Annotated in this window: 18 protein-coding genes; 6 read left to right on the forward strand and 12 right to left on the reverse strand. The window is 71.0% G+C overall.

The features are described from left to right. Window positions 1-38 precede the first annotated feature (38 nt). The 8 genes from D466_RS0104320 to gyrA form a co-directional block, all read right to left on the reverse strand. Window positions 39-332: an integration host factor subunit beta gene (locus D466_RS0104320; protein WP_018912481.1), complete on the reverse strand. Its 294-nt coding sequence runs from the start codon at window positions 330-332 to the stop codon at window positions 39-41. Window positions 333-463: 131 nt separating this feature from the next. After that, entirely contained in the window at window positions 464-2,176 is a 1,713-nt protein-coding gene (rpsA, locus tag D466_RS0104325) for a 30S ribosomal protein S1 (protein WP_018912482.1), read from the reverse strand. Window positions 2,177-2,250: 74 nt separating this feature from the next. Then, entirely contained in the window at window positions 2,251-4,239 is a 1,989-nt protein-coding gene (locus D466_RS0104330) for a bifunctional 3-phosphoshikimate 1-carboxyvinyltransferase/cytidylate kinase (protein WP_018912483.1), read from the reverse strand. Then, a complete protein-coding gene (locus D466_RS0104335) occupies window positions 4,226-5,167 on the reverse strand; it encodes a prephenate dehydrogenase/arogenate dehydrogenase family protein (protein ID WP_018912484.1) in 942 nt (313 codons plus the stop codon). Before D466_RS0104335 ends, D466_RS0104330 begins: the two co-directional genes overlap by 14 nt. Window positions 5,168-5,175: 8 nt before the next feature. Continuing rightward, window positions 5,176-6,300 carry a histidinol-phosphate transaminase gene (gene hisC / locus D466_RS0104340; protein ID WP_018912485.1) on the reverse strand — a complete coding sequence of 375 codons (1,125 nt, stop codon included), beginning with the start codon at window positions 6,298-6,300 and terminating at the stop codon, window positions 5,176-5,178. A 37-nt stretch (window positions 6,301-6,337) separates the two neighbouring features. Continuing rightward, window positions 6,338-7,417 (reverse strand): prephenate dehydratase, encoded by a 1,080-nt coding sequence (pheA, locus tag D466_RS0104345; protein ID WP_018912486.1) that lies wholly within the window; start codon window positions 7,415-7,417, stop codon window positions 6,338-6,340. Window positions 7,418-7,452: 35 nt separating this feature from the next. Continuing rightward, the gene (serC, locus tag D466_RS0104350; RefSeq protein ID WP_018912487.1) at window positions 7,453-8,547 is read right to left on the reverse strand and encodes a 3-phosphoserine/phosphohydroxythreonine transaminase; all 1,095 of its coding nucleotides are present in this window, start codon (window positions 8,545-8,547) and stop codon (window positions 7,453-7,455) included. Then, window positions 8,540-11,194: a DNA gyrase subunit A gene (gene gyrA, locus D466_RS0104355; RefSeq protein ID WP_026284872.1), complete on the reverse strand. Its 2,655-nt coding sequence runs from the start codon at window positions 11,192-11,194 to the stop codon at window positions 8,540-8,542. Before gyrA ends, serC begins: the two co-directional genes overlap by 8 nt. A 281-nt stretch (window positions 11,195-11,475) precedes the next feature. On the opposite strand from gyrA, the gene ompA reads away from it, so the two are divergent. From ompA to D466_RS0104370, 3 genes are all read left to right on the forward strand, one after another. Next, window positions 11,476-12,171 (forward strand): outer membrane protein OmpA, encoded by a 696-nt coding sequence (ompA, locus tag D466_RS0104360; protein ID WP_018912489.1) that lies wholly within the window; start codon window positions 11,476-11,478, stop codon window positions 12,169-12,171. 172 nt (window positions 12,172-12,343) lie between these two features. Then, entirely contained in the window at window positions 12,344-13,081 is a 738-nt protein-coding gene (gene ubiG, locus D466_RS0104365; RefSeq protein ID WP_018912490.1) for a bifunctional 2-polyprenyl-6-hydroxyphenol methylase/3-demethylubiquinol 3-O-methyltransferase UbiG, read from the forward strand. Further along, window positions 13,078-13,764: an HAD family hydrolase gene (locus D466_RS0104370; RefSeq protein WP_018912491.1), complete on the forward strand. Its 687-nt coding sequence runs from the start codon at window positions 13,078-13,080 to the stop codon at window positions 13,762-13,764. The genes ubiG and D466_RS0104370 overlap by 4 nt, the downstream gene beginning before the upstream one ends. Before the next feature lie 16 nt (window positions 13,765-13,780). Here the strand turns inward: D466_RS0104370 and mog are convergent, their stop codons facing one another. Together mog and yjgA are read right to left on the reverse strand one after the other, a co-directional pair. After that, the gene (mog, locus tag D466_RS0104375; protein WP_051083674.1) at window positions 13,781-14,410 is read right to left on the reverse strand and encodes a molybdopterin adenylyltransferase; all 630 of its coding nucleotides are present in this window, start codon (window positions 14,408-14,410) and stop codon (window positions 13,781-13,783) included. After that, window positions 14,385-14,981, reverse strand: a complete 597-nt coding sequence (gene yjgA / locus D466_RS20520) for a ribosome biogenesis factor YjgA (RefSeq protein ID WP_018912493.1) — start codon at window positions 14,979-14,981, stop codon at window positions 14,385-14,387. The genes mog and yjgA overlap by 26 nt, the downstream gene beginning before the upstream one ends. A 100-nt stretch (window positions 14,982-15,081) precedes the next feature. Between yjgA and pmbA the strand changes: the two genes are divergently transcribed. Next, entirely contained in the window at window positions 15,082-16,428 is a 1,347-nt protein-coding gene (pmbA, locus tag D466_RS0104385) for a metalloprotease PmbA (RefSeq protein ID WP_018912494.1), read from the forward strand. Window positions 16,429-16,455: 27 nt separating this feature from the next. Here the strand turns inward: pmbA and D466_RS0104390 are convergent, their stop codons facing one another. Together D466_RS0104390 and D466_RS0104395 are read right to left on the reverse strand one after the other, a co-directional pair. Continuing rightward, window positions 16,456-16,968 carry a dihydrofolate reductase gene (locus D466_RS0104390; RefSeq protein WP_018912495.1) on the reverse strand — a complete coding sequence of 171 codons (513 nt, stop codon included), beginning with the start codon at window positions 16,966-16,968 and terminating at the stop codon, window positions 16,456-16,458. Window positions 16,969-16,985: 17 nt separating this feature from the next. Then, window positions 16,986-17,804, reverse strand: coding sequence for a thymidylate synthase (locus D466_RS0104395; RefSeq protein WP_018912496.1), 819 nt, complete (start codon window positions 17,802-17,804; stop codon window positions 16,986-16,988). A 106-nt stretch (window positions 17,805-17,910) separates the two neighbouring features. Here D466_RS0104395 and D466_RS0104400 point away from each other — a divergent pair, with 106 nt between their 5' ends. Both D466_RS0104400 and D466_RS0104405 read left to right on the forward strand, forming a co-directional pair. Next, the gene (locus D466_RS0104400) at window positions 17,911-18,810 is read left to right on the forward strand and encodes an alpha/beta fold hydrolase (RefSeq protein ID WP_018912497.1); all 900 of its coding nucleotides are present in this window, start codon (window positions 17,911-17,913) and stop codon (window positions 18,808-18,810) included. A gap of 40 nt (window positions 18,811-18,850) precedes the next feature. Beyond that, complete coding sequence (locus D466_RS0104405) at window positions 18,851-21,100, forward strand: bifunctional (p)ppGpp synthetase/guanosine-3',5'-bis(diphosphate) 3'-pyrophosphohydrolase (RefSeq protein WP_156003996.1); 2,250 nt, start codon at window positions 18,851-18,853, stop codon at window positions 21,098-21,100. Window positions 21,101-21,117 lie beyond the last annotated feature (17 nt).

Raw genomic sequence — 21,117 nt, forward strand, 5'->3', positions numbered from 1 at the left:
GGCCCCTCGGTGGGGGCAGGACGCGCTTGGCGCAGCCCTCAATCTTGCGAATTCTCGTGGTCGACGAGCTGGCGCAGGGTCTTGCCGGGCTTGAAGTGGGGCATGCGCTTCTCGGGCACGACCACACGCTCGCCGGAACGCGGATTGCGGCCGATGCGGGCCGGACGGTGGCTCACGGAAAAACTGCCGAAACCCCGGATTTCCACCCGGTGGCTGTTCTCCAGCGCATCCGACAGGGCGTCGAGGATGGTCTTGACCGCCAGTTCGGCATCGCGATGGGTGAGCTGGGCGAAACGCGCCGCGAGCTGGTCGACGAGGTCGGATCGGGTCATGGTCGCTGGGACAATGGGGCTGGCGCCCGGGCGGGCCGGGCAGAAAATCGGCGCCGCGGGCTCGAGGCCCCGGCGCCGTGTCGCTGCACCGCGGGAGCGGCCGCCTGCGCGGCCGCTCCCGCGGGTCCTGCTTACTCCTGGCCCTGGTTGTCCAGCTTGGCGCGCAGCAGGGCACCCAGGCTGGTGGTGCCGGTGGCCTCACGCTGTTCGCCGGCCAGACGGGTCAGCGCTTCCTGCTGGTCCACGTTGTCCTTCGCCTTCACCGACAGCTGGATGCTGCGGTTCTTGCGATCGATGTTGATCACCAGCGCGGAGACCTCATCGCCGTCCTTCAGCAGGTTGCGGGCGTCTTCCACGCGGTCGCGCGAGATCTCCGAGGCGCGCAGGTAGCCCTCGACGTCGTTGCCCAGATCGATCACCGCACCCTTGGCATCGACCGACTTGACCGTGCCGCTGACGATCTTGCCCTTGTCGTTGATGGCGGCGAAGTTCATGAACGGATCGCCTTCCATCTGCTTGATGCCCAGGGAGATGCGCTCGCGCTCGATGTCGATGCCCAGCACCACGGCCTCGACTTCCTGGCCCTTCTTGTAGTTGCGTACCGAGGCTTCACCGGCTTCGTTCCACGACAGGTCGGACATGTGCACCAGGCCGTCGATGCCGCCGGGCAGGCCGATGAACACGCCGAAGTCGGTGATCGACTTCACCGGGCCGCTGACGCGGTCGCCGCGGTTGTGGTTCGACGCGAACTCCTCCCAGGGGTTCGGACGGCACTGCTTCATGCCCAGGCTGATGCGGCGGCGATCCTCGTCGATCTCCAGCACCTGCACCTCGACCTCGTCGCCCAGCTGCACGACCTTGCTCGGGGCCACGTTCTTGTTGGTCCAGTCCATCTCGGACACGTGGACCAGGCCCTCGATGCCCGGCTCGATCTCGACGAAGGCGCCGTAGTCGGTGAGGTTGGTGACCTTGCCGAACAGGCGGGTGCCCGAGGGGTAGCGGCGCGACACGCCGACCCAGGGATCGTCGCCCATCTGCTTCAGGCCCAGGGAGACGCGGTTCTTCTCGGCGTCGTACTTGAGCACCTTGGCGTCGAGCTCCTGGCCCGGGGTGACCACCTCGCTGGGGTGGCGCACGCGGCGCCAGGCCAGGTCGGTGATGTGCAGCAGGCCGTCGATGCCGCCCAGGTCCACGAAGGCGCCGTAGTCGGTGATGTTCTTGACCACGCCGTGCACGATCTGGCCTTCCTTCAGGCTCTCGAGCAGCTTGGCGCGTTCCTCGCCCTGGCTGGCCTCGACCACCGCGCGGCGCGACAGCACCACGTTGTTGCGCTTGCGGTCGAGCTTGATGACCTTGAATTCCAGGGTCTTGCCCTCGAAGGGCGTGGTGTCCTTGACCGGACGCGTGTCGAGCAGCGAACCGGGCAGGAAGGCGCGGATGCCGTTGATCATCACGGTCAGGCCGCCCTTGACCTTGCCGGTCACGGTGCCGGTGGCGAACTCGCCGGACTCCAGGGCCTTCTCCAGGGACATCCACGACGCCAGGCGCTTGGCCTTGTCGCGCGACAGCATGGTGTCGCCGTAGCCGTTTTCCAGCGCGTCGATGGCCACCGAGACGAAGTCGCCCACCTGGACCTCGACCTCGCCGTGGTCGTTCTTGAATTCCTCGATCGGGATGTACGCGTCGGACTTCAGTCCGGCGTTGACGATCACGAAATTGGGGTCGACACCGACGACCTCGGCGGTGATCACCTCACCGGTGCGCATGTCGCGCGTCTTGAGCGATTCCTCGAACAGGGCGGCGAAGGATTCGCCAGACGTGCTGGCGCTGGGGTTGACAGACATGGATGACTTTCTCGTCCGCGGGAGGCCCCGCGGGGTTCGTGGCAAGGCCTGGGCACGCGCCTTGCGCGCCGTGCTCAGGTACGTTCGCGCCACCACTGCAACACGCGGGCCACCGTCGCATCGACGTCCAGCTCCGCGTTGTCCAGCGGCAACGCGTCCTGCGCGGCCGCCATCGCCGCGACGCTGCGCGAGGCATCGCGCGCGTCGCGCGACTCAAGATCGCGCAAAACATCCTGTAGTCTAGTCGAAATGCCCTGGGAAATCAATTGCTTAACCCGGCGCTCAGCGCGCGTGCGCGCGCTGGCCACCAGGAACACCTTCAGGCGGGCGTCCGGAAACACCACCGTGCCCATGTCCCGGCCGTCGGCAACCAGGCCCGGGGCGCGGCGCTGCGCGCGCTGCAGGCCCAGCAGGGCCTCGCGCAGCCGGGGCAGGGGGGCGATGGCCGAGGCGGCGTTGCCCACCTGCTCGCTGCGCAGTTCGCGGCTGACGTCGGCGCCGTCGAGCAGCACGGCGCCGTCGCGCCAGGCCACCGGCAGGCGTCGCGCCAGTTCGGTCAGGCGCGGCTCGTCGTCCAGCGCCACGCCCAGCCGCAGGGCACGCAGCGCGGTGGCGCGGTACAGGCTGCCGGAATCCAGCACGTGCCAGCCCAGGCGCTCGGCCAGCCGCGCCGCCAGCGTGCCCTTGCCGGAGGCGGTGGGGCCGTCGATGGCCAGCACCGGCACCGGGCGGGCCACCCGCGCGAAGGCCTCGAAATAGCCGGGGAAGGTCTTGCCCACGCAGCCGGGGTCCTCGATGCGCACGTCGGCGGGGCCGAAGCTGGCCAGCGAGAAGCACATGGCCATGCGGTGGTCGTCGTAGGTGGCGATGCTGGCGCCGTGCCAATCGGCCTCGGCCAGCGGCCACACGCGCATCCAGTCCTCGCCCGCCTCGACGCGCGCGCCCAGCTTGCCCAGTTCCGTGCGCATGGCGTGGATACGGTCGGTTTCCTTCACCCGCCAGCTGCCGATGCCCCGCAACAAGGTGGGGGAGTCGGCGAACAGCGCGGTCACCGCCAGGGTCATCGCCGCGTCCGGAATGGCCACGCAGTCGATGTCGCCGCCGGCCAGGCGTTCGCGTCCGGCGCGCAGGCCGCGGGCCTCGATCCAGCCCTCGCCCCAGGCGATGTCGGCGCCCAGGCTGTCGAGCACGCGGGCGAATTGCACGTCGCCCTGCAGGCTGGTGGCGTCCACGCCCAGCACTCGCACCGGCCCGCCCTGGCCGTGCAGGCCGCCGAGGGCGCCGGCAGCCAGGAAATAGGAGGCGGAGGAGGCATCGCCCTCGACCTGCAGGCGGCGCGGGCTGCGCAGCCGGCTGCCGGCGGGCACCACGAAGCGCTGCCAGTCGTGATTGCGCACCTGCACCCCGAAGCGCTCGAGCAGCGCCAGCGTGAGCGCCACGTAGGGGCGCGAGATCAGCGTGCCCTCGACCTGCACCTCGATGTCGGCCTCGGCCGACAGCAGCGGCAGCGCCAGCAGCAGCGCGGTGAGGAACTGGCTGGACACGTCGCCGCGCACGCGCAGCGGTGCATCGATGCGCGGGTGCCCGCTGCCGATGCGCAGCGGCGGATAGCCCGCCTGAGCCAGATAGTCGACGGCGCAGCCCATGGCGCGCAGCGCGTCCACCAGGTCGCCGATCGGGCGCTCGTGCATGCGCGGCACGCCGCGCAGCACGTAGTCGCCGCCCAGCACGGCCAGCGCCGCGGTCAGCGGGCGCACCGCGGTGCCCGCGTTGCCGAGGAACAACTCGGCGGGGCCGCGAGCCAGGCGCGCGCCGCAGCCATGAACCACCACGGGCGCGTCGGCCGAGCCCGCGCGGCCCTCCACGCGCACGCCCAGCAGGCGCAGCGCGTCCAGCATCACCCGGGTGTCGTCCGAATCCAGCAGGCCGGGCAATTCGACCGGGCCTTCGGCCAGCGCGGCCAGCAGCAGCACGCGGTTGGAAATGCTCTTCGAGCCGGGCAGTTGCACGCTGCCGGCGGCGCCGATCAGCGGCGGGAGGTCGAGGTGTTCAGGTCGCGTCATCGGCGGGAGAGGGGGAGGCCCAGTCCCGGCGCGACTGACTGGCCTGTCGGATGAGGGATTCGAGCACGGTCCAGTTGCCCTGGCGCAATTGCGCCTCGAAGCCGGCGACGGCCTGCTTGAACATTTGCAGTTGCTGCAGCACTTCGGCCGAGTTGGCCTGGAATACGTCCCGCCACATCGTCGGGTCGCTGCCGGCGATGCGGGTGAAGTCCCGGAATCCGGGGCCCGCCAGTTGCAGGAAGCTCGAGCCCTGCGGCTGGCGCGCGATGGCGTAGACGAAGGCGAAGGCCAACAGGTGGGGCAGGTGGCTGACCGCGGCGAAGGCCGCGTCGTGCTCGCGCGGGTCCATCACCGAGACCACGCCGCCCAGCGCCTCCCAGACCTGCGTGGCGGCGTCCACGAAGCGCGCGGGGTTGGCCTCCAGCGGCGTGACCACCACCCGTCGGCCGTCGAACAGATCGACCTGGGCGTGCTGCACGCCGCTGCGATCGCTGCCGGCGATGGGGTGGCAGGGCACGAACTGGCGCGCCGCCTCGCCCAGCGCCTGTTGCGCCGCCTCGGCCACGTCGGCCTTGGTGCTGCCCACGTCCAGCAGCAGCGCGCTGTCGTTCAGGCCGAGCCGGATCTGGCGCAGCAGCGGCCCGATCGCCGCCACCGGTACGGCCAGCAGCACCAGGTCGGCACCGGTCGCGGCCTGCAGCGCCGAGTCGGCCCCGCGGTCGATGACGCCGGCCTTGATCGCCGCCTGGATGGTCGACGGCGACTTGCTGTAGCCCACCACCTCCTGCGCCAGCGCGGCTCGCTTGGCCGCCAGCGCGAAGGAGCCGCCGAGCAGGCCCACGCCGAGCACCGCCAGGCGGCGGAACTGCGGCCGCAGCGCGCCCGGCGCGGGCGGCGCCGGGCGCTGGGCGGGGGTTCGCGAAACCACGGCCGGGCTCAGGCCAGCGCCTTGCGCAGCGCGGCGAGGCAGCGCTGGTTCTCCGCCTCGGTGCCCACGGAGATGCGCAGCCAGGGGCCGAGCCCGTAGTTGTCCACCGGGCGTGCGATCACGCCCTGCGCCAGCATGGCGCGTGCCACGCGGGCGCCGGCCTTGTCGTCGTCGCCGACCCGCACGAGCAGGAAATTGCCATGCGACGGCACGCGCTGCAGGCCCAGTTCGTCGATGCCCGCTTCGAGCTGGCGCATGCCGGCCTGGTTGAGTTCGGAGGAACGGCGCACGAATTCCTGGTCGCGCAGCGCGGCCAGCGCCGCGGCCTGCGCCAGGTTGCTGGTGTTGAAGGCCGAGCGCACGCGGTTGAGCACGTCGCCCAGCGCCGGCTGCACGGCGCAGTAGCCGATGCGCAGCCCGGCCAGGCCGTAGGCCTTGGAGAAGGTGCGCGAGACCACCAGGTTGGGGTGGCGGCGCAGCAACTCCAGGCTGGCGCCGTGCAGCGAGGGATCCAGGTACTCGACATAGGCCTCGTCCAGCACGATCACCACGCGCTCGGGCACGCTGCGCACGAAGGCCTCGATCTGCTCCGGGCTGGCCAGGGTGCCGGTGGGGTTGTTCGGATTGGCCACGTAGACCAGCCGGGTCGTGGGCTCGATGGCCGCCGCCATGGCCGGCAGGTCGTGCCCGAAATCCCGCGCCGGCACGACGATGTGCCGCGCGCCGCGCTGCTGCACCGCCGAGGCGTAGACCACGAAGCCGTACTGGGAGTACACGCAGGAGTCGCCCTCGGCCAGCAGCGCGCGCGCGGCCATTTCCAGGATGTCGCTGGAGCCGTGGCCGAGCACGATCCACGAGGCATCCACGCCCAGGTGCCGGGCCAGCGCGGCGCGCAGCTCGAAGGCGTCGTTGTCGGGGTAGCGCGGGGCCTCCAGCGCGGCGTCCAGCATGGCCTGGCGCGCGGCCGCGGACATGCCCAGCGGGTTTTCGTTGGAGGCCAGCTTGACGATGGAACCGGGGTCGAGCCCGAACTCGCGGGCGACCTCGGAAATCGGGCGGCCGCCGACGTAAGGGTTGATGCTGCGCACCGATTCGGTGCCCCAGTCGGTGGTGGAACGGGCGACGTTGGACATGGCGGAAGTTCGAAAACGGCTGTGCAGGATCGGGGGTTCAGTCCTGGCGGATCGGGTAGGAACCCAGGTTCTTGAAAAAGGCGCAGTGCGCGCGCAGCGCCTGCAGGGCGGCGGCCACCGCAGCGTCCTGCGCGTGGCCCTCCAGGTCGACGTAGAACATGTACTCCCAGTCCCCCGAGCGCGCCGGACGCGACTCGAAGCGGGTCATGCTCACGCCGTGCTCGGCCAGCGGGCGCAGCATGGCCACGACCGCGCCGGCCACGTTGGGCACGGCCAGGATCAGGCTGGTGCGGTCGTGGCCGCTGGGCGCGGGAGTCTCGGCGCCCAGCACCACGAAGCGCGTGCGGTTGCCGACCTCGTCCTGGATATGGGAGGCGGCCACGCGCAGCCCGTACAGGCCGGCCGCGTGCTCGCCGGCGATGGCCGCCAGGCTCTCGTCCTGCGCGGCCAGGCGCGCGGCCTCGGCGTTGCTGGCCACGGCGCGGCGCTCCACGCCGGCGAGATTGGCGTCCAGCCACTGGCGGCATTGCGACAGCGCCTGCGGATGCGCCAGCACCGCGCGCAGGCCTTGCGGGTCCTCGCGCAGGCGCAGCAGGTTGTGGTGGATGGGCAGGCTGATCTCGCCGCACAGGTGCGCCGGCTGCGACAGCAGCAGGTCCAGCGTGCGCGCCACGGCTCCTTCGGTGGAATTCTCCACCGGCACCACCGCGTGGCTGGCGGCGCCGCCGAGCTGGCTGCGGAACACCTCGTCGAGGTCGGCGCAGGGCAGCAGTTCGCAGCTGGAGCCGAAGAAGCGCCGCGCCGCCAGCTCGGTATAGGTGCCTTCCGGGCCGAGGTAGGCGATGCGCTGCGCGCCTTCCAGGGCGCGGCAGGCGGACATGATCTCGGTCCACACCGCCGCCAGGCTGGCGTCCAGCAGGGGGCCGGGGTTGGCTTGCTGCACCTTGCGCACCACCGCCAGCTCGCGCTCGGGGCGGAAAACGGGCAGGCCCAGCTTGTGCTTGTGCGTGCCGATTTCCTGCGCCAGGCGCGCGCGGCGGCTGAGCAATTCGAGGATTTCGCGATCAATCGCGTCGATCTGGTCGCGCAGCGGGTGGAGAACGGTGTCGGAGCTCATGCTGGGGCGTGTCGGCGCGGGCCCGCGCCGCGGGTTCAGTGGCTGCGCTCGAAGTCGCGCAGGTAATCGACCAGCGCGCGCACGCCGGCCTCGGGCATCGCGTTGTAGATGCTCGCGCGCATGCCGCCCACCGACTTGTGGCCCTTGAGCTGCAGCAGTCCGCGCTGGCGCGCGCCTTCCAGGAACGCCGCGTCCAGCTTCGGATCGCGCAGCTGGAAGGGCACGTTCATGCGCGAGCGTACCGCCGGCGCCACGCGGTTGACGTACAGCGAGGAGGCGTCGATGCACTCGTACAGCATGGCCGCCTTGCGGCGGTTGCGCTCGGTCACCGCCGCCAGGCCGCGCAAATCGCCCTCGCGCTGGCGCGCGATCCACTGCAGCACCAGCCCGGCCATGTAGATCGCGTAGGTCGGCGGGGTGTTGTACATGGAGCCGTTGGCATCGGCCACGGCGTAGTCGAAGGCGCTCGGGCAGGAGGGCAGCGCACGGCCTAGCAGTTCGCGGCGCACCATCACCAGCGTGACCCCGGCGGGGCCGATGTTCTTCTGCGCCCCGGCATACACGCAGCCGTGGGCCGCCACGTCCAGCGGGCGCGACAGGATGCTGGAGGACATGTCGGCCACCAGAGGCGGCGCGAAGCCCGCGGGCACCTCGGGAAACTCCACGCCGTCGATGGTCTCGTTGCCGCAGTAGTGCAGGTAGGCCGCATCCTCGCGCACCTGCCACGAGGCCAGCGGAGGAATGTCCAGGAAGCCACCCTCCGGCCGGGCGGCCACCTGCACGTCGCAGAACTTGCGCGCCTCGCGCTCGCTCTTGGCCGACCAGGAGCCCGTGACCACGTAGTCGGCACGCGCGCCGCGCGACAGGTTCAGCGGGATCAGCGCGTTCTGTGCCAGCGCGCCGCCCTGCATGAACAGCACCGCGTAGTCGGAGGGCACGCCCAGCAGCTCGCGCAGGTCCGATTCGGCCTGGTGGATGATGCGGCCGAAGGCTTCGCCGCGATGGCTCATCTCCATCACGCTCATGCCGGTACCCTGCCAGTCCAGCATTTCCCCGGCGGCCTGGCGCAGCACTTCCTCCGGCATGGCGGCGGGGCCGGCGGAGAAGTTGTAGGGGCGGCGGTCAGGCATCGGCGCCTCCGTCCGCCTCCGGCGTGGAGTCGGCGTCGCCGGAGGGGCTCGTTTGCGCGGACTCGTCCGCGCCGTCCGCCTGGGCATCCACCTGCGCGTCCACCTGCGCGTCCGATTCGGCCACGCGCTGCACCCCGATCAGCAGGGCGCCCTGGTCCAGCGCGATCAGCGTGACGCCCTGCGTGGCGCGCCCCAGTTCGCGGATCTCCGCCACGCGGGTGCGCACCAGCACCCCCGTGTCGGTGATCAGCATGATCTCGTCGTCGCCGCGCACCAGGCAGGCCGCCACCACCTTGCCGTTGCGTTCGCTGGTCTGGATCGCGATCATGCCCTTGGTGCCGCGCCCGTGGCGCGTGTACTCGGTGATCGGCGTGCGCTTGCCGAAGCCGTTCTCGGTGGCGGTGAGCACGCTTTGCGTCTCGTCCTCGGCCACCAGCATGGCGATCACGCTCTGCCCGCCTTCCAGGTTCATGCCGCGCACGCCGCGCGCCTCGCGGCCCATCGGGCGCACGTCCTCCTCGTCGAAGCGCACCGCCTTGCCGGAGTCGGAGAACAGCATCACGTCGTGCTTGCCGTCGGTGATCGCCACGCCGACCAGGTAGTCGTCGTCGTCCAGCGCGCAGGCGATGATGCCGGCGCTGCGCCGGTTGGCGAAGGCCGACAGCGGCGTCTTCTTCACCGTGCCCTGCGCGGTGGCCATGAACACGAAGTGTTCCTCGTCGAAGGTCTTCACCGGCAGCACCGCGGTGATCTTCTCCCCCTCGGCCAGCGGGAACAGGTTCACCAGCGGGCGCCCGCGCGAGCCGCGCCCGCCCTGCGGCGCCTCGTAGACCTTCATCCAGTACACGCGGCCGCGGTTGGAGAAGCACAGCAGCATGTCGTGGGTGTTGGCCACGAACAGCTGGTCGATCCAGTCGTCCTCCTTGGTGCCGCTGGCCAGCTTGCCGCGGCCGCCGCGTCGCTGCGCGCGGTATTCCAGCACCGGCTGGCTCTTCACGTAGCCCACGTGGGAGATCGTGACCACCATCTCCTGCGGGGCGATCAGGTCCTCGACGTCGAGTTCGGTGGCGTTGGGCTCGATGCTGGATCGCCGCCCGTCGGAGAACTCGGTCTTCAGCGCGGTCAGCTCGTCGGCGATGATGCGGGTGATGCGCTCGGGCTTGGCCAGGATGTCGAGCAGGTCGGCGATCTGGCCCATGACCTCCTTGTACTCCTGCACGATCTTGTCCTGCTCCAGCCCGGTCAGGCGCTGCAGGCGCATCTGCAGGATCTCCTGCGCCTGGTTCTCGGAGAGGTGGTAGCCGTCCTCCTTCAGGCCGAAGCGCGGATCCAGGTCGGCGGGCTGGAAATCCTTCGCCGAGCCCTCGACCCGCGCCAGCATGGCGCGCGCCTCGCCCGGCGCCCACACCTCGGCCAGCAGCTGCTCGCGCGCCACCGGAGGCGTGGGGGCGGCCTTGATCAATTCGATCATGCGGTCCAGGTTGGCCAGCGCCACGGCCAGGCCCTCGAGCACGTGGCCGCGCTCGCGCGCCTTGCGCAGCTCGAACACGCTGCGCCGGGTGATCACCTCGCGGCGGTGCTGCAGGAAGGCCTGCAGCATCTGTCGCAGGTTCAGCAGGCGCGGCTGGCCGTCGACCAGGCACACCATGTTGACCCCGAAGGTGTCCTGCAGCTGGGTCTGCTTGTACAGCTTGTTGAGCACCACCTCGGCCATCTCGCCGCGCTTGAGCTCGATGACCACGCGCATGCCGGACTTGTCCGACTCGTCCTGGATGTGGCTGATGCCCTCGATCTTCTTTTCCCGCACCAGCTCGGCGATGCGCTCGAGCAGCGTGCGTTTGTTGACCTGGTAGGGCAGCTCGTCGACGATGATGGACTGGCGCTGGCCGCGGTCGATGTCCTCGAAATGGCAGCGCGCGCGCATCACCACGCGCCCGCGCCCGGTGCGGTAGGCCTCGCGCACGCCGCCCAGGCCGTAGATGATGCCGGCGGTGGGGAAATCGGGCGCCGGGACGAACTGCATCAAAGTCTCGACGTCGGCGTCGGGGTGGCGCAGCAGGTGCTGGCAACCGTCGATCAACTCGCCCAGGTTGTGCGGGGGAATGTTGGTGGCCATGCCCACCGCGATGCCGGCCGAGCCGTTGAGCAGCAGGTTGGGGATGCGCGCCGGCAGTACCAGCGGTTCCTGCTCGGAGCCGTCGTAGTTGGGGCCGAAGTCGACGGTTTCCTTGTCGATGTCGGCCAGCATCTCGTGGGCGATCTTGGCCAGGCGGATTTCCGTGTAGCGCATCGCCGCGGCGTTATCGCCGTCGACCGAGCCGAAATTGCCCTGGCCGTCGACCAGCATGTAGCGCAGCGAGAAATCCTGCGCCATGCGCACGATGGTGTCGTACACCGACTGGTCGCCGTGCGGGTGATATTTACCGATCACGTCGCCGACGATACGCGCCGATTTCTTGTAAGGCCGGTTCCAGGAGTTGGACAGCTCGTGCATCGCGAACAGCACGCGCCGGTGCACCGGCTTGAGGCCGTCGCGCACATCCGGGAGGGCACGGCCGACGATCACGCTCATCGCGTAATCGAGGTAGGAACGACGCATCTCTTCTTCCAGGCTCACTGGAAGGGTTTCTTTGGCGTAGACGGACATGCTGTACCTGGATGGAGCGCCGGGCCGGCGCCCGCAGGAGGCGTGCCCCGGGCGGGCGCTTCGAAAATCAAGCATTCCATGGTAACAGCGCGCTCGAGCCGCTCCCCGGGGCGCGCAACCCCCGGCGATTTGGCCGCAGGGGCTGCATTTGCCGGGGACGCTGTGGCAGAATAGCGACGCAGATGTGGCCGTGGACCCGGAGCGGGGTGGGGTAATCCCTCGCACATGGAGGTGTCGCCGGGTACGATAGGCAGGTGGTCCCAACTTTGGAGAGAAAGAACATGATCAAGACCCAAAAACTCGGAAAACTCCTGGTCGTCGCTGCCCTGGCCGCTTCCAGCAGCGCCGCTTTCGCCCAAGGCACGCCCGACGTGAACAACTGGGTCAGCCCTTTCGGCCAGACCTGGCGTGACGGTACCGGCGGCCTGTGCTGGCGCGACAATTTCTGGACCCCCGCCACCGCCGCCACCGGCTGCGACGGCGCCATCGTGGCCAAGGCCGCCGCCCCGGCTCCTGTCGCGGAACCGGCTCCCGCCCCGGCCCCGGCGCCGGCGCCCGTGCCCGTGCCGACCAGCGAGAAGGTCACCTACTCGGCCGACGCCTTCTTCAACTTCGACAAGGCCGTGCTGCTGCCCGCCGGCAAGCAGGCTCTGGACGAACTGGCCCAGAAGATCAAGGAAGTGAACCTGGAAACCGTGATCTCCACCGGCTACACGGACAGCTTCGGCAGCGTCAAGTACAACCTGAAGCTGTCGCAGCGCCGCGCGATGGCCGTCAAGGAGTACCTGGTGAGCCAGGGCATCCCGGCCGACAAGGTCTACATCGAAGGCAAGGGCAAGACCGACTTCCGCGTGGATCCGAAGAGCTGCCACGGCACCTTCAAGTCGCGCGTGGCCTGCCAGGCTCCGAACCGCCGCACGGTGGTCGAGATCGTCGGCACCCACACCGTGATGACGCAACCGGGCGCGCAACAGTAAGATCCCGGGCACGACCACACGGCCGCGCCGAGCGCGGCCAGTACGACCCCGCCTTGGCGGGGTTTTTTTTCGGCCCGGCGCGCGAGGGCCGCCGCGCCGGGCGCGGCCTCGGGCACGGCCGATCGATGCCACAATGCGCACAGCGAAAACAGGCCAGCGGGAGCAGCACGCCATGACGGCGACGACCATGCACACGAATTCGGATGCGGCGGAACTGAACAAGTTCTCCGACGCCGCCCACCGCTGGTGGGACCTGGAAGGGGAGTTCAAGCCCCTGCACGACATCAACCCGTTGCGGGCCGACTGGATCGCCTCGCACGCGCAGCTGCAGGGGGCGCGCGCGCTGGACATCGGCTGCGGCGGCGGCATCCTGTCGGAGGCGCTGGCCGAGCGCGGTGCGCAGGTCACCGGCATCGACCTGGCGGAGCGCGCGCTGAAAGTCGCGCGCATGCACGCGCTGGAGCGCTCGCTGGAACTGAACTACGAGCTCATCAGCGCCGAACAGCTGGCCGCCGAGCGCCCCGGCAGCTTCGATCTGGTGTGCTGCATGGAAATGCTCGAACACGTGCCGCGCCCCGACTCGGTGGTGCGCGCCGCGGCGCAGCTGGTGCGCCCCGGAGGCTGGGTGTTCTTCTCCACCATCAACCGAAACCTCAAGTCCTTCGCGCTGGCCATCGTCGGCGCCGAGTACCTGCTGCGCCTGCTGCCGCGCGGAACCCATGAATACGCGCGCTTCCTGCGCCCCAGCGAACTGGCCGGCTGGGCGCTGGAGGCGGGGCTGGACGCCGTGGAATTCCGCGGCCTGGAGCCGGACCTGCTGCGCGGGGGCTGGCGCATGGGCTCGCGCGTGGACGTGAACTATTTCCTGGCCTGCCGGCGCCCGCAGGCGGCGCGGGGCCCGGGCGCATGAACACGCTGGCGCGCAATCTGGCGGGCGCGTCGCGCGCTCCCTACCGCAGCGTGCTGTTCGACCTGGACGGCACCCTGGCCGACAGCGCACCCGACCTGGCCGAGGCGCTCAACCGCATGCGCCGCCGGCGCGGACTGGTCGATCTGCCGCTGGAGCAGCTGCGTCCGATGGCCTCGCACGGGGCGCGCGGCCTGCTGCAGACAGGGCTGGGCGCGCAGCCGCAAGACCCCGGCTGGGGCGCGCTGCGCGAGGAGTTCCTGGCCAACTACGAGGCCTCCATCTGCGTGCTCACGCGGCCCTTCGAGGGCATCGAGCCCCTGCTGCGGGAGTTGCAGCGCCGCGCCATCCCCTGGGGCATCGTGACCAACAAGCTGGCGCGCTACACCGACGCGCTGCTGCGGCGCCTGGATCTCGGCGCGGCTCCCGGCTGCGTGGTCAGCGGCGACACCGCGGCGCGGGCCAAGCCGGCGCCGGATCCGCTGCTGCACGCGGCGGCCGCGCTGCGCATCGACCCCGCCGGATGCCTGTACGTGGGCGACGACCTGCGCGACGTGCAGGCGGCGCTGGCCGCCGGCATGGACGCGGCGGCCGCCGCCTACGGCTACGGCGGCCCCCAGGCCTCGCGCAATTGGGGTGCGCAGCACGTGCTGGATCACCCCGCCGAACTGCTGGCGCTGCTTTGAGCGGCGGCAACTCGCCTCAGGCCCGCGGCGGGCGCTGCGCGGACTTCGGCCGGAAGGCCTTGCAGACCCCGGGATCGGTTTCCAGGTAGGGGCCGCCGATCAGGTCCACGCAATAGGGCACCGCGGCGAACACGCCCTGCACCTGCAAGCCGCCCTCGGCGTCGCGCAGGCCCTCCAGGGTCTCGCGGATGGACTTGGGCTGCCCCGGCAGGTTGAGGATCAGCGCCTTGCCGCGGATCACGCCGAGCTGGCGCGACAGGATCGCGGTGGGTACGAAGTGCAGGCTGATGCGACGCATTTCCTCGCCGAAGCCCGGCAGCACCCGGTCGGCCACGTCGGCCGTGGCCTCGGGCGTCACGTCGCGCGGCGCCGGACCGGTGCCGCCGGTGGTCAGCACGATGTCGCAGCCGGCCACGTCCACCAGTTCGCGCAGCGCGGCGGCGATGCCCTCGCGCTCGTCGGGAATCAGGCGTTCGCTGAAACGCAGCGGATTGCGCAGCGCGCGCTGCAGCCATTCGCGCAACGAGGGCAGGCCCTGGTCGGCATACACGCCGCTGGAGGCACGGTCGCTGATGGACACCAGCCCGATGTGCACCGGCTCGGGGGGGGGCTGCGGGGCTTCAGTCGGGGAGGAGGGTGTCGTCATCGGGCTCGGCGGGGTCGTGGGCGGGGGCGTCGGGAAGCAGCAAGGCCTTGAGATGCTGGTACAGCAGGCGGTACTGGCGCGGCGGCCTGGCGCCGGCGCGCTCGGCGCGTGCCGCGCGTATGCACTGGCGCAGCTCCTGCACGGCGGCGCCGGGGTGCTCGCGCACCAGTTCAGCCAGCGAGGAGTCGTCGGCCAGGAGGCGCTCGCGCCAATCCTCCAGCTGGTGCAGCCGGGCCACCGAGGCGCGGCTCTCGCCGGTGGCCTCGAGCAGCGCCTGGCGCAGCGGCTCCGGGTCGACCTTGCGCATGAGCTTGCCGATGTACTGGGCATGCCGGCGCCGGCCCTCGAAACTGCGCAGCCGCGACCATTCGCGCAGCGCGTCGCGCAAGGTCTCGGGAACGTCCAGTACGTCGATGCGCGCGCGCGCAAGCTGCGCCAGACTCTCGCCCAGTTGCTGCAGTTCCAGCATGTCGCGCTTGCGCTGGCTCTTGCTCGGGGCCTCGTCCGCGTCGTGGTCGGCAGGCTCGCCGGCGGCAGGCGCGACGCCGCGGAGGTATGTGTGCGATTTCATGGGCTCGTATTATCGGGCGGGTCGCAGGACGCGGCGAGCCGAGATGGCTCGGGCGCGTTTTCCGCCGCTTTTTCCCACCCCTTCAAACGTCAGGTCTTCCGTGGGTCATTTCGCATACTCCAAATCCGATTTCCAGGAACTCGCGGCGCTGGCCCTGCGCGAAGCGCGCGAGGCAGGCGCCAGCGACGCAGCGGTCGAGGTCTCCGAAGGCCAGGGGCTGAGCGTCAACGTGCGCATCGGGCGTGTCGAGCAGGTCGAGCACAACACCGACAAGGGCCTGGACATCACCGTCTACGCCGGCCAGCGCCGCGGCCACGCGAGCACCTCGGACTTTTCCCCCCAGGCCATCCGCAGCACCGTGCGCGCCGCCTTCGACATCGCGCGTTACACGGCCGAGGACGACTGCGCCGGGCTGCCCGAGGATGCGCTGCTGGCCGGGCGCACGCGCGACCCGGGTCTGTACCACCCCTGGGACCCCAGCGTCGAGCAGGCCGTGGAACTGGCGCGCCGCGCCGAAGATGCCGCCTTCGCCACCGACCGGCGCATCCGCAACAGCGAGGGCGCTTCGGTCTCGGCGCAGCACATGCATTTCCTGCTGGCCACCAGCCGCGGCTTCAGCAACGGCTACGCCAGCAGCCGGCACAGCCTGTCCTGCGTGCCCATTGCCGGGCGCGGCGACGACATGCAGCGCGACTACTGGTGGAGCAGCCATCGCGACGCCGCGCGGCTGTCCGACCCCGAGGCGCTCGGGCGCTACTCCGCCGAGCGGGCGCTGTCGCGCCTGCGCGCTCGCAAGATTCCCACCGGCCAGTACCCGGTGCTGTTCGAGGCGCCGCTGGCCGCCGGCCTGATCGGCTCGTTGGTGCACGCGACCAGCGGCGGCACGCTGTACCGCAAGGCCTCGTTCCTGGTCGAGCAGCTCGGCAAGCCGGTGCTGGCCCCGCACCTGGATCTGCTGGAGGACCCGGGCGTGGCCGACGGCATGGGCAGCGCGCCCTTCGACGACGAGGGCGTGCGCACGCGCAAGCGCCGCGTCGTGCGCGGCGGCGTGCTCGAGGGCTATTTCCTGTCCACCTACTCCGGACGCAAGCTGGGCCTGCCCACCACCGGCAACGCCGGCGGCTCGCACAACCTCAGCCTGAGCAGCCGGCTCACGCGGCCCGGTGACGACCTCGAGGCGATGCTGCGCAAGCTCGACCGCGGGCTGTTCGTCATCGAGCTCATCGGCCACGGCATCAACTACGTCACGGGCGACTACTCGCGCGGGGCGATGGGCTTCTGGGTGGAAGGCGGGCGCATCCAGCACCCGGTGCACGAGATCACGGTGGCGGGCAACCTGCGCGACATGCTGCTGGGCATCCGCGCGGTGGGCGCCGACGTGCAGGTCAGCGGCAGCCGCAGCACCGGCTCCATCCTGCTGGAGTCGATGACGGTTGCCGGCAGCTGAGCCGGCCGGGGGGCCGCGCCCGGCGCCTCAGGCGCCGGCGCGGCGCTCGTAGAGCACGAAATCGAAGGCGGGAATGCCGTCCTGCGCGGCGTGATGCTCGCGGCTGATCTGCTCGAACTGCTCGCGCGGCCACGGCGGGAACCAGGCGTTTGCCTGCGCCTCGGCGTCGATCTCCGTCAGCCACAGGCGCCGCGCCAGAGGCAGCGCCTGCTCGTAGATCTGCGCGCCGCCGATCACGAACACCTCGGGAGCCTCCACGCACAGGCGCAGCGCCTCCTGCAGCGAGGCCACGGCTTCCGCCCCCTGCGCGCTCCAGGCCTCCTGGCGCGTGACCACCAGGTTGCGGCGCCCGGGAAGCGGGCGGCCGATGGAGTCCCAGGTCTTGCGCCCCATGACGATGGGATGGCCGTGGGTGACCTTCTTGAAATGCGCCAGGTCGGCCGGGATGCGCCAGATCAGCGCGTTGTCGCGCCCGATGGCCCGGTTGCGCGCGAGGGCCGCGATCAGGCTGACGCGTGTGGCTGGAGTGGAAGTGGACATGGCGGCCTCGCGGGGATTCAGACGGCCACCGGCGCCTTGATGGCCGGATGGTGCTGGTAGTCGACGAGTTCGAAATCGTCGAGCCGGTAGTCGAACAGGCTTTCCGGGCGGCGGCGCAGGCGCAGGCGCGGCGGCGCGAAGGGTGGGCGCGACAACTGCAGGCGCACCTGTTCGAAATGGTTGTGGTAGATGTGGCAGTCGCCGCCGGTCCAGATGAACTCGCCCACGTCGAAGCCGCACTGCTCGGCCACCATGTGGGTGAGCAGCGCGTAGCTGGCGATGTTGAAGGGCACGCCCAGGAACAGGTCGGCGCTGCGCTGGTAGAGCTGGCAGCTCAGCCGAGGGGCCTCGCCCTGCCTGGCCGGGGCGACGTAGAACTGGAACATCACGTGGCAGGGCGGCAGCGCCATGCGCGCGATCTCGCCCACGTTCCAGGCGCTGACCAGGTGGCGGCGCGAATCCGGCTGGCTGCGCAGCCCCTGGATCAGCTGCGTGATCTGGTCCACGTGGCGGCCGTCGGCGGCCGGCCAGGAACGCCACTGCACGCCGTACACCGGCCCCAGTTCGCCCTGCGCGTCGGCCCATTCGTCCCAGATGCTCACGCCGTGCTCGTGCAGGAAGGCGATGTTGCTGTCGCCGCGCAGGAACCAGAGCAGTTCCACGGCGATGCTCTTGAAATGCACCCGCTTGGTGGTCACCAGCGGAAAGCCTTCGCGCAGGTCGAAGCGCAACTGGGCCCCGAAATGGCTGCGGGTGCCCGTGCCGGTGCGGTCGGACTTGTCGGCGCCATCGCGCAGCACCGTGCGCAACAGGTCCTCGTAGGGAGTGCGAAGCATGAACGCGGATCTCGTGGGGGCTCGCGCAGGCTCGTGCATGCCCCCGCGCGGGCCTAAACTGCAACGCTCGCATCGTACCTGCAGCCGCCACGCCGGCGCCCAAGCCATGGCCGATCCACGCCAACCCCGCCTCGAATCCGTTTCCTGCCTGCACCCCGGCGGCCTGCACCGCATGGCCTACTGGGAATGGGGCGAGCCGGACCATCCCGACGTGGTGGTGTGCGTGCACGGGCTTTCGCGCCAGGGGCGCGACTTCGACAGCCTGGCCGCCGCGCTGAGCCCTCGGCTGCGCGTGGTGTGCCCCGACGTGGCGGGGCGCGGGCGCTCGCAGTGGCTTTCGCCCGAGTTGTATCAGGTGCCGCAGTACGCGGCCGACATGGTCACGCTGCTGGCGCGCCTGCGGGCGCGCCGCCTGGGCTGGGTGGGCACGTCCATGGGCGGGCTCATCGGCATCGCGGTCGGCGGGCTGCAGGACAGTCCGCTGCAGGCCCTGGTGCTCAACGACATCGGGCCGGCCATCGCCGAACCGGGGCTGCGGCGCATCGCCGGCGGCCTGGCCCAGCGCATGCGCTTCGCCAGCCTGGACGAGGCGGCCGACTACCTCTGGTCCGTCTCGGAGGGATTCGGGCCGCACAGCCGCGCGGACTGGCTGGATCTGTGCCGCCCCATGCTGGTGCAGCAGCCCGACGGCAGCCTGCAGTTGCACTACGACCCGGGCATCCTGCGCTCCTTCGCCCAGCTCGCGGGGCCGGACGCCGCGGCGGCGCTGGCCGCCGGGGAACAGGCCATGTGGGCGCTGTACGACGCGGTGCGCGCACCCACGCTGGTGCTGCGCGGCGAGCGCTCGGACATCCTCAGCGCCGGCACGCTGCAGGCCATGCAGGCGCGCGGGCCGCGCGCCCAGGCGCTGGAGATCGCCGGCGTCGGCCATGCCCCCACGCTGATCAGCCCGGAGCAGATCCAGCCCGTGCAGGAATTCCTGCTCGCCCGGCTGGCCGGCGCCTGAATCCCCTGCGCGGCCGCCACCGGAGCCCTTGCTGCCCGCGATGAACCAGCCCCATCCATCCCCCTCGGCGCGGGGCGTGCCGCCCCCGCCGGATGCCCAGGCCGACGCCGGATCCGACGCCCGAGCCGCAACCGGTGCGTTGCCGCAACGCGCACGCGGCTTCAGCGCGCCCCTGCTGGCCGAGGTGCTTCTCGACAGCGGCGAGCCGGCCCTGCTGCACGCCGACGCGGTGCAGGCCATCCTGGCCGCCATCGGTGCCGACGAGGCCACGCGCGCCGCCGCATGGCTGAGCCTGGCCGCCGGCCAGTTGTCCAAGCCCGAGGAGCAACTGGCCAAGGTGTTCGGGCGCGACAGCGCGCGCCTGGCCATGGAAAGCCGCAAGCTCATGGGCGTGTTCACGCTGGCGCGCCAGGCCGGCGCCGGCGGCACGGCCGACAGCTCCACGCGCCACCGCGAAATGCTGCGCAGGCTGCTGCTGGCCATGTCCGAGGACCTGCGCGTAATTCCGCTGCGCCTGGCCTCCAGGCTGCAGTCCCTGCGGTTTTTCACCGCCGCGGGCAAGGGCGCGCCCGAGGACTTCGTGCAGACCTCGCTGCAGATCTGGGCGCCGCTGGCCAACCGGCTCGGCCTGTGGCAGGTGAAGTGGGAGATCGAGGACCTGGCCTTCCGGCTGGAGCGCCCCGAGGAGTACGCGCGCATCGCCGAGTGGATGCGCCGACGCGGCGCGGAGCACGAGGCGCTGATCGCGCAGGCCAGCTCGCGCGTGCGCGAGGCGCTGGCCGCCCAGGGCATCGAGGCCTCGATCAGCGGGCGGCGCAAGCATGCCTACAGCATCTGGCGCAAGATGCAGGGCAAGTCGCTGGAGCTCGATCAGGTGATGGACCTGCTGGCGCTGCGCATCGTCGTGGGCAGCGTCGACCAGTGCTACGCCGCGCTGGGCCTGGTGCACGAGCTGTGGAGCCCGCTGGAGGCCGAGTACGACGATTACATCGCCCGCCCCAAGGCCAACGGCTACCAGTCGCTGCACACCGTGGTGCGGGGCCCGCGCGAGCTTCCGCTGGAAATCCAGATCCGCACCCAGGCCATGCACGAGCACGCGGAGCAGGGCGTGGCCGCGCACTGGGCCTACAAGGAAGCGGGCGTGCAGGGCTACAAGGGCGTGGCCGCCGCGTCCAGCTTCGACGCCAAGGTGGCGCTGGCGCGCCAGCTGCTGGCCTGGCGCGGCGAACTGGCCGGCGAGGTGGGGGGGGAGGCGAGGGGTGAGGCGCAGGGCAGGGGCGTCGCCGCGGCGGCTCCCGCGGCCGGCAACCCCTTCGACGACCGTGTCTACGTGCTCACGCCGCAGGCGCGCATTCTCGAGCTGGAAAGCGGCAGCACCGCGGTGGACTTCGCCTACGCCGTGCACACCGACCTGGGACACCGCTGCCGTGGCGCGCGCGTGGACGGCGCGCTGCTGCCGCTGAACACGCCGCTGCGCAGCGGGCAGACCGTGGAAATCGTCGCCGCCAAGCAGGGCGGACCTTCGCGCGACTGGTTGAACCCCGAGCTGGGCTTCCTGCGCTCGGCACGCGCGCGCGCCAAAGTGCGCGCCTGGTTCAACGCCCAGGCCCTGGAACAGACCATCGCCAACGGCCGCGCGCTGGTGGAAAAGCTGCTGCAGCGCGAGGGGCGCACCGGCATGAGCCTGCAGGAGCTGGCCGGCGGCCTGGGCCTGCGCGGGCCGGAGCAGCTGTTCGAGCGCGTGGGCAGCGAGAACCTGCCGCTGCGCCAGGTGGAGACCTTCCTGCGCGGCGCGGACGCTGCGCAAGCCGGCGGCGAGGAGATGGAACTGCGCAGCGCGAAGGCCCAGCCCGGCGGCGTGCTGGTGGTGGGGGTGGACGCGCTGCTGACCCAGCTGGCGGGTTGCTGCAAGCCGGCGCCGCCGGATGCCATCTGCGGCTTCGTCACGCGCGGACGCGGCGTGTCCGTGCACCGGGCCGACTGCAGCAACGCGCGGCACCTGAGCCAGCGCCATCCGGAGCGCGTGATCCCGGTGACCTGGGGCGCGCGCGACGCCGGGGTCTACGCGGTGGACCTGATGGTCGAGGCCGCCGACCGCCACGGCCTGCTGCGCGACATCTCGGAGGTGTTCTCCAAGCAGAAGCTCAACGTCATCGGGGTGCGCACGCAAAGCCGCGGCGACACCGCCCACATGATGTTCACGGTCGAGCTGCCGGGCCTGGAGGCGCTGTCCCCGGCGCTGGGGCAGTTGCGCGAGGTGCAGGGCGTGCGCCTGGCGCGCAGGCGCTGAGCGCCGAGGCTTTTGCG

The organism is Thiomonas sp. FB-6, assembly GCF_000377645.1.
GTDB lineage: Bacteria > Pseudomonadota > Gammaproteobacteria > Burkholderiales > Burkholderiaceae_C > Thiomonas_A.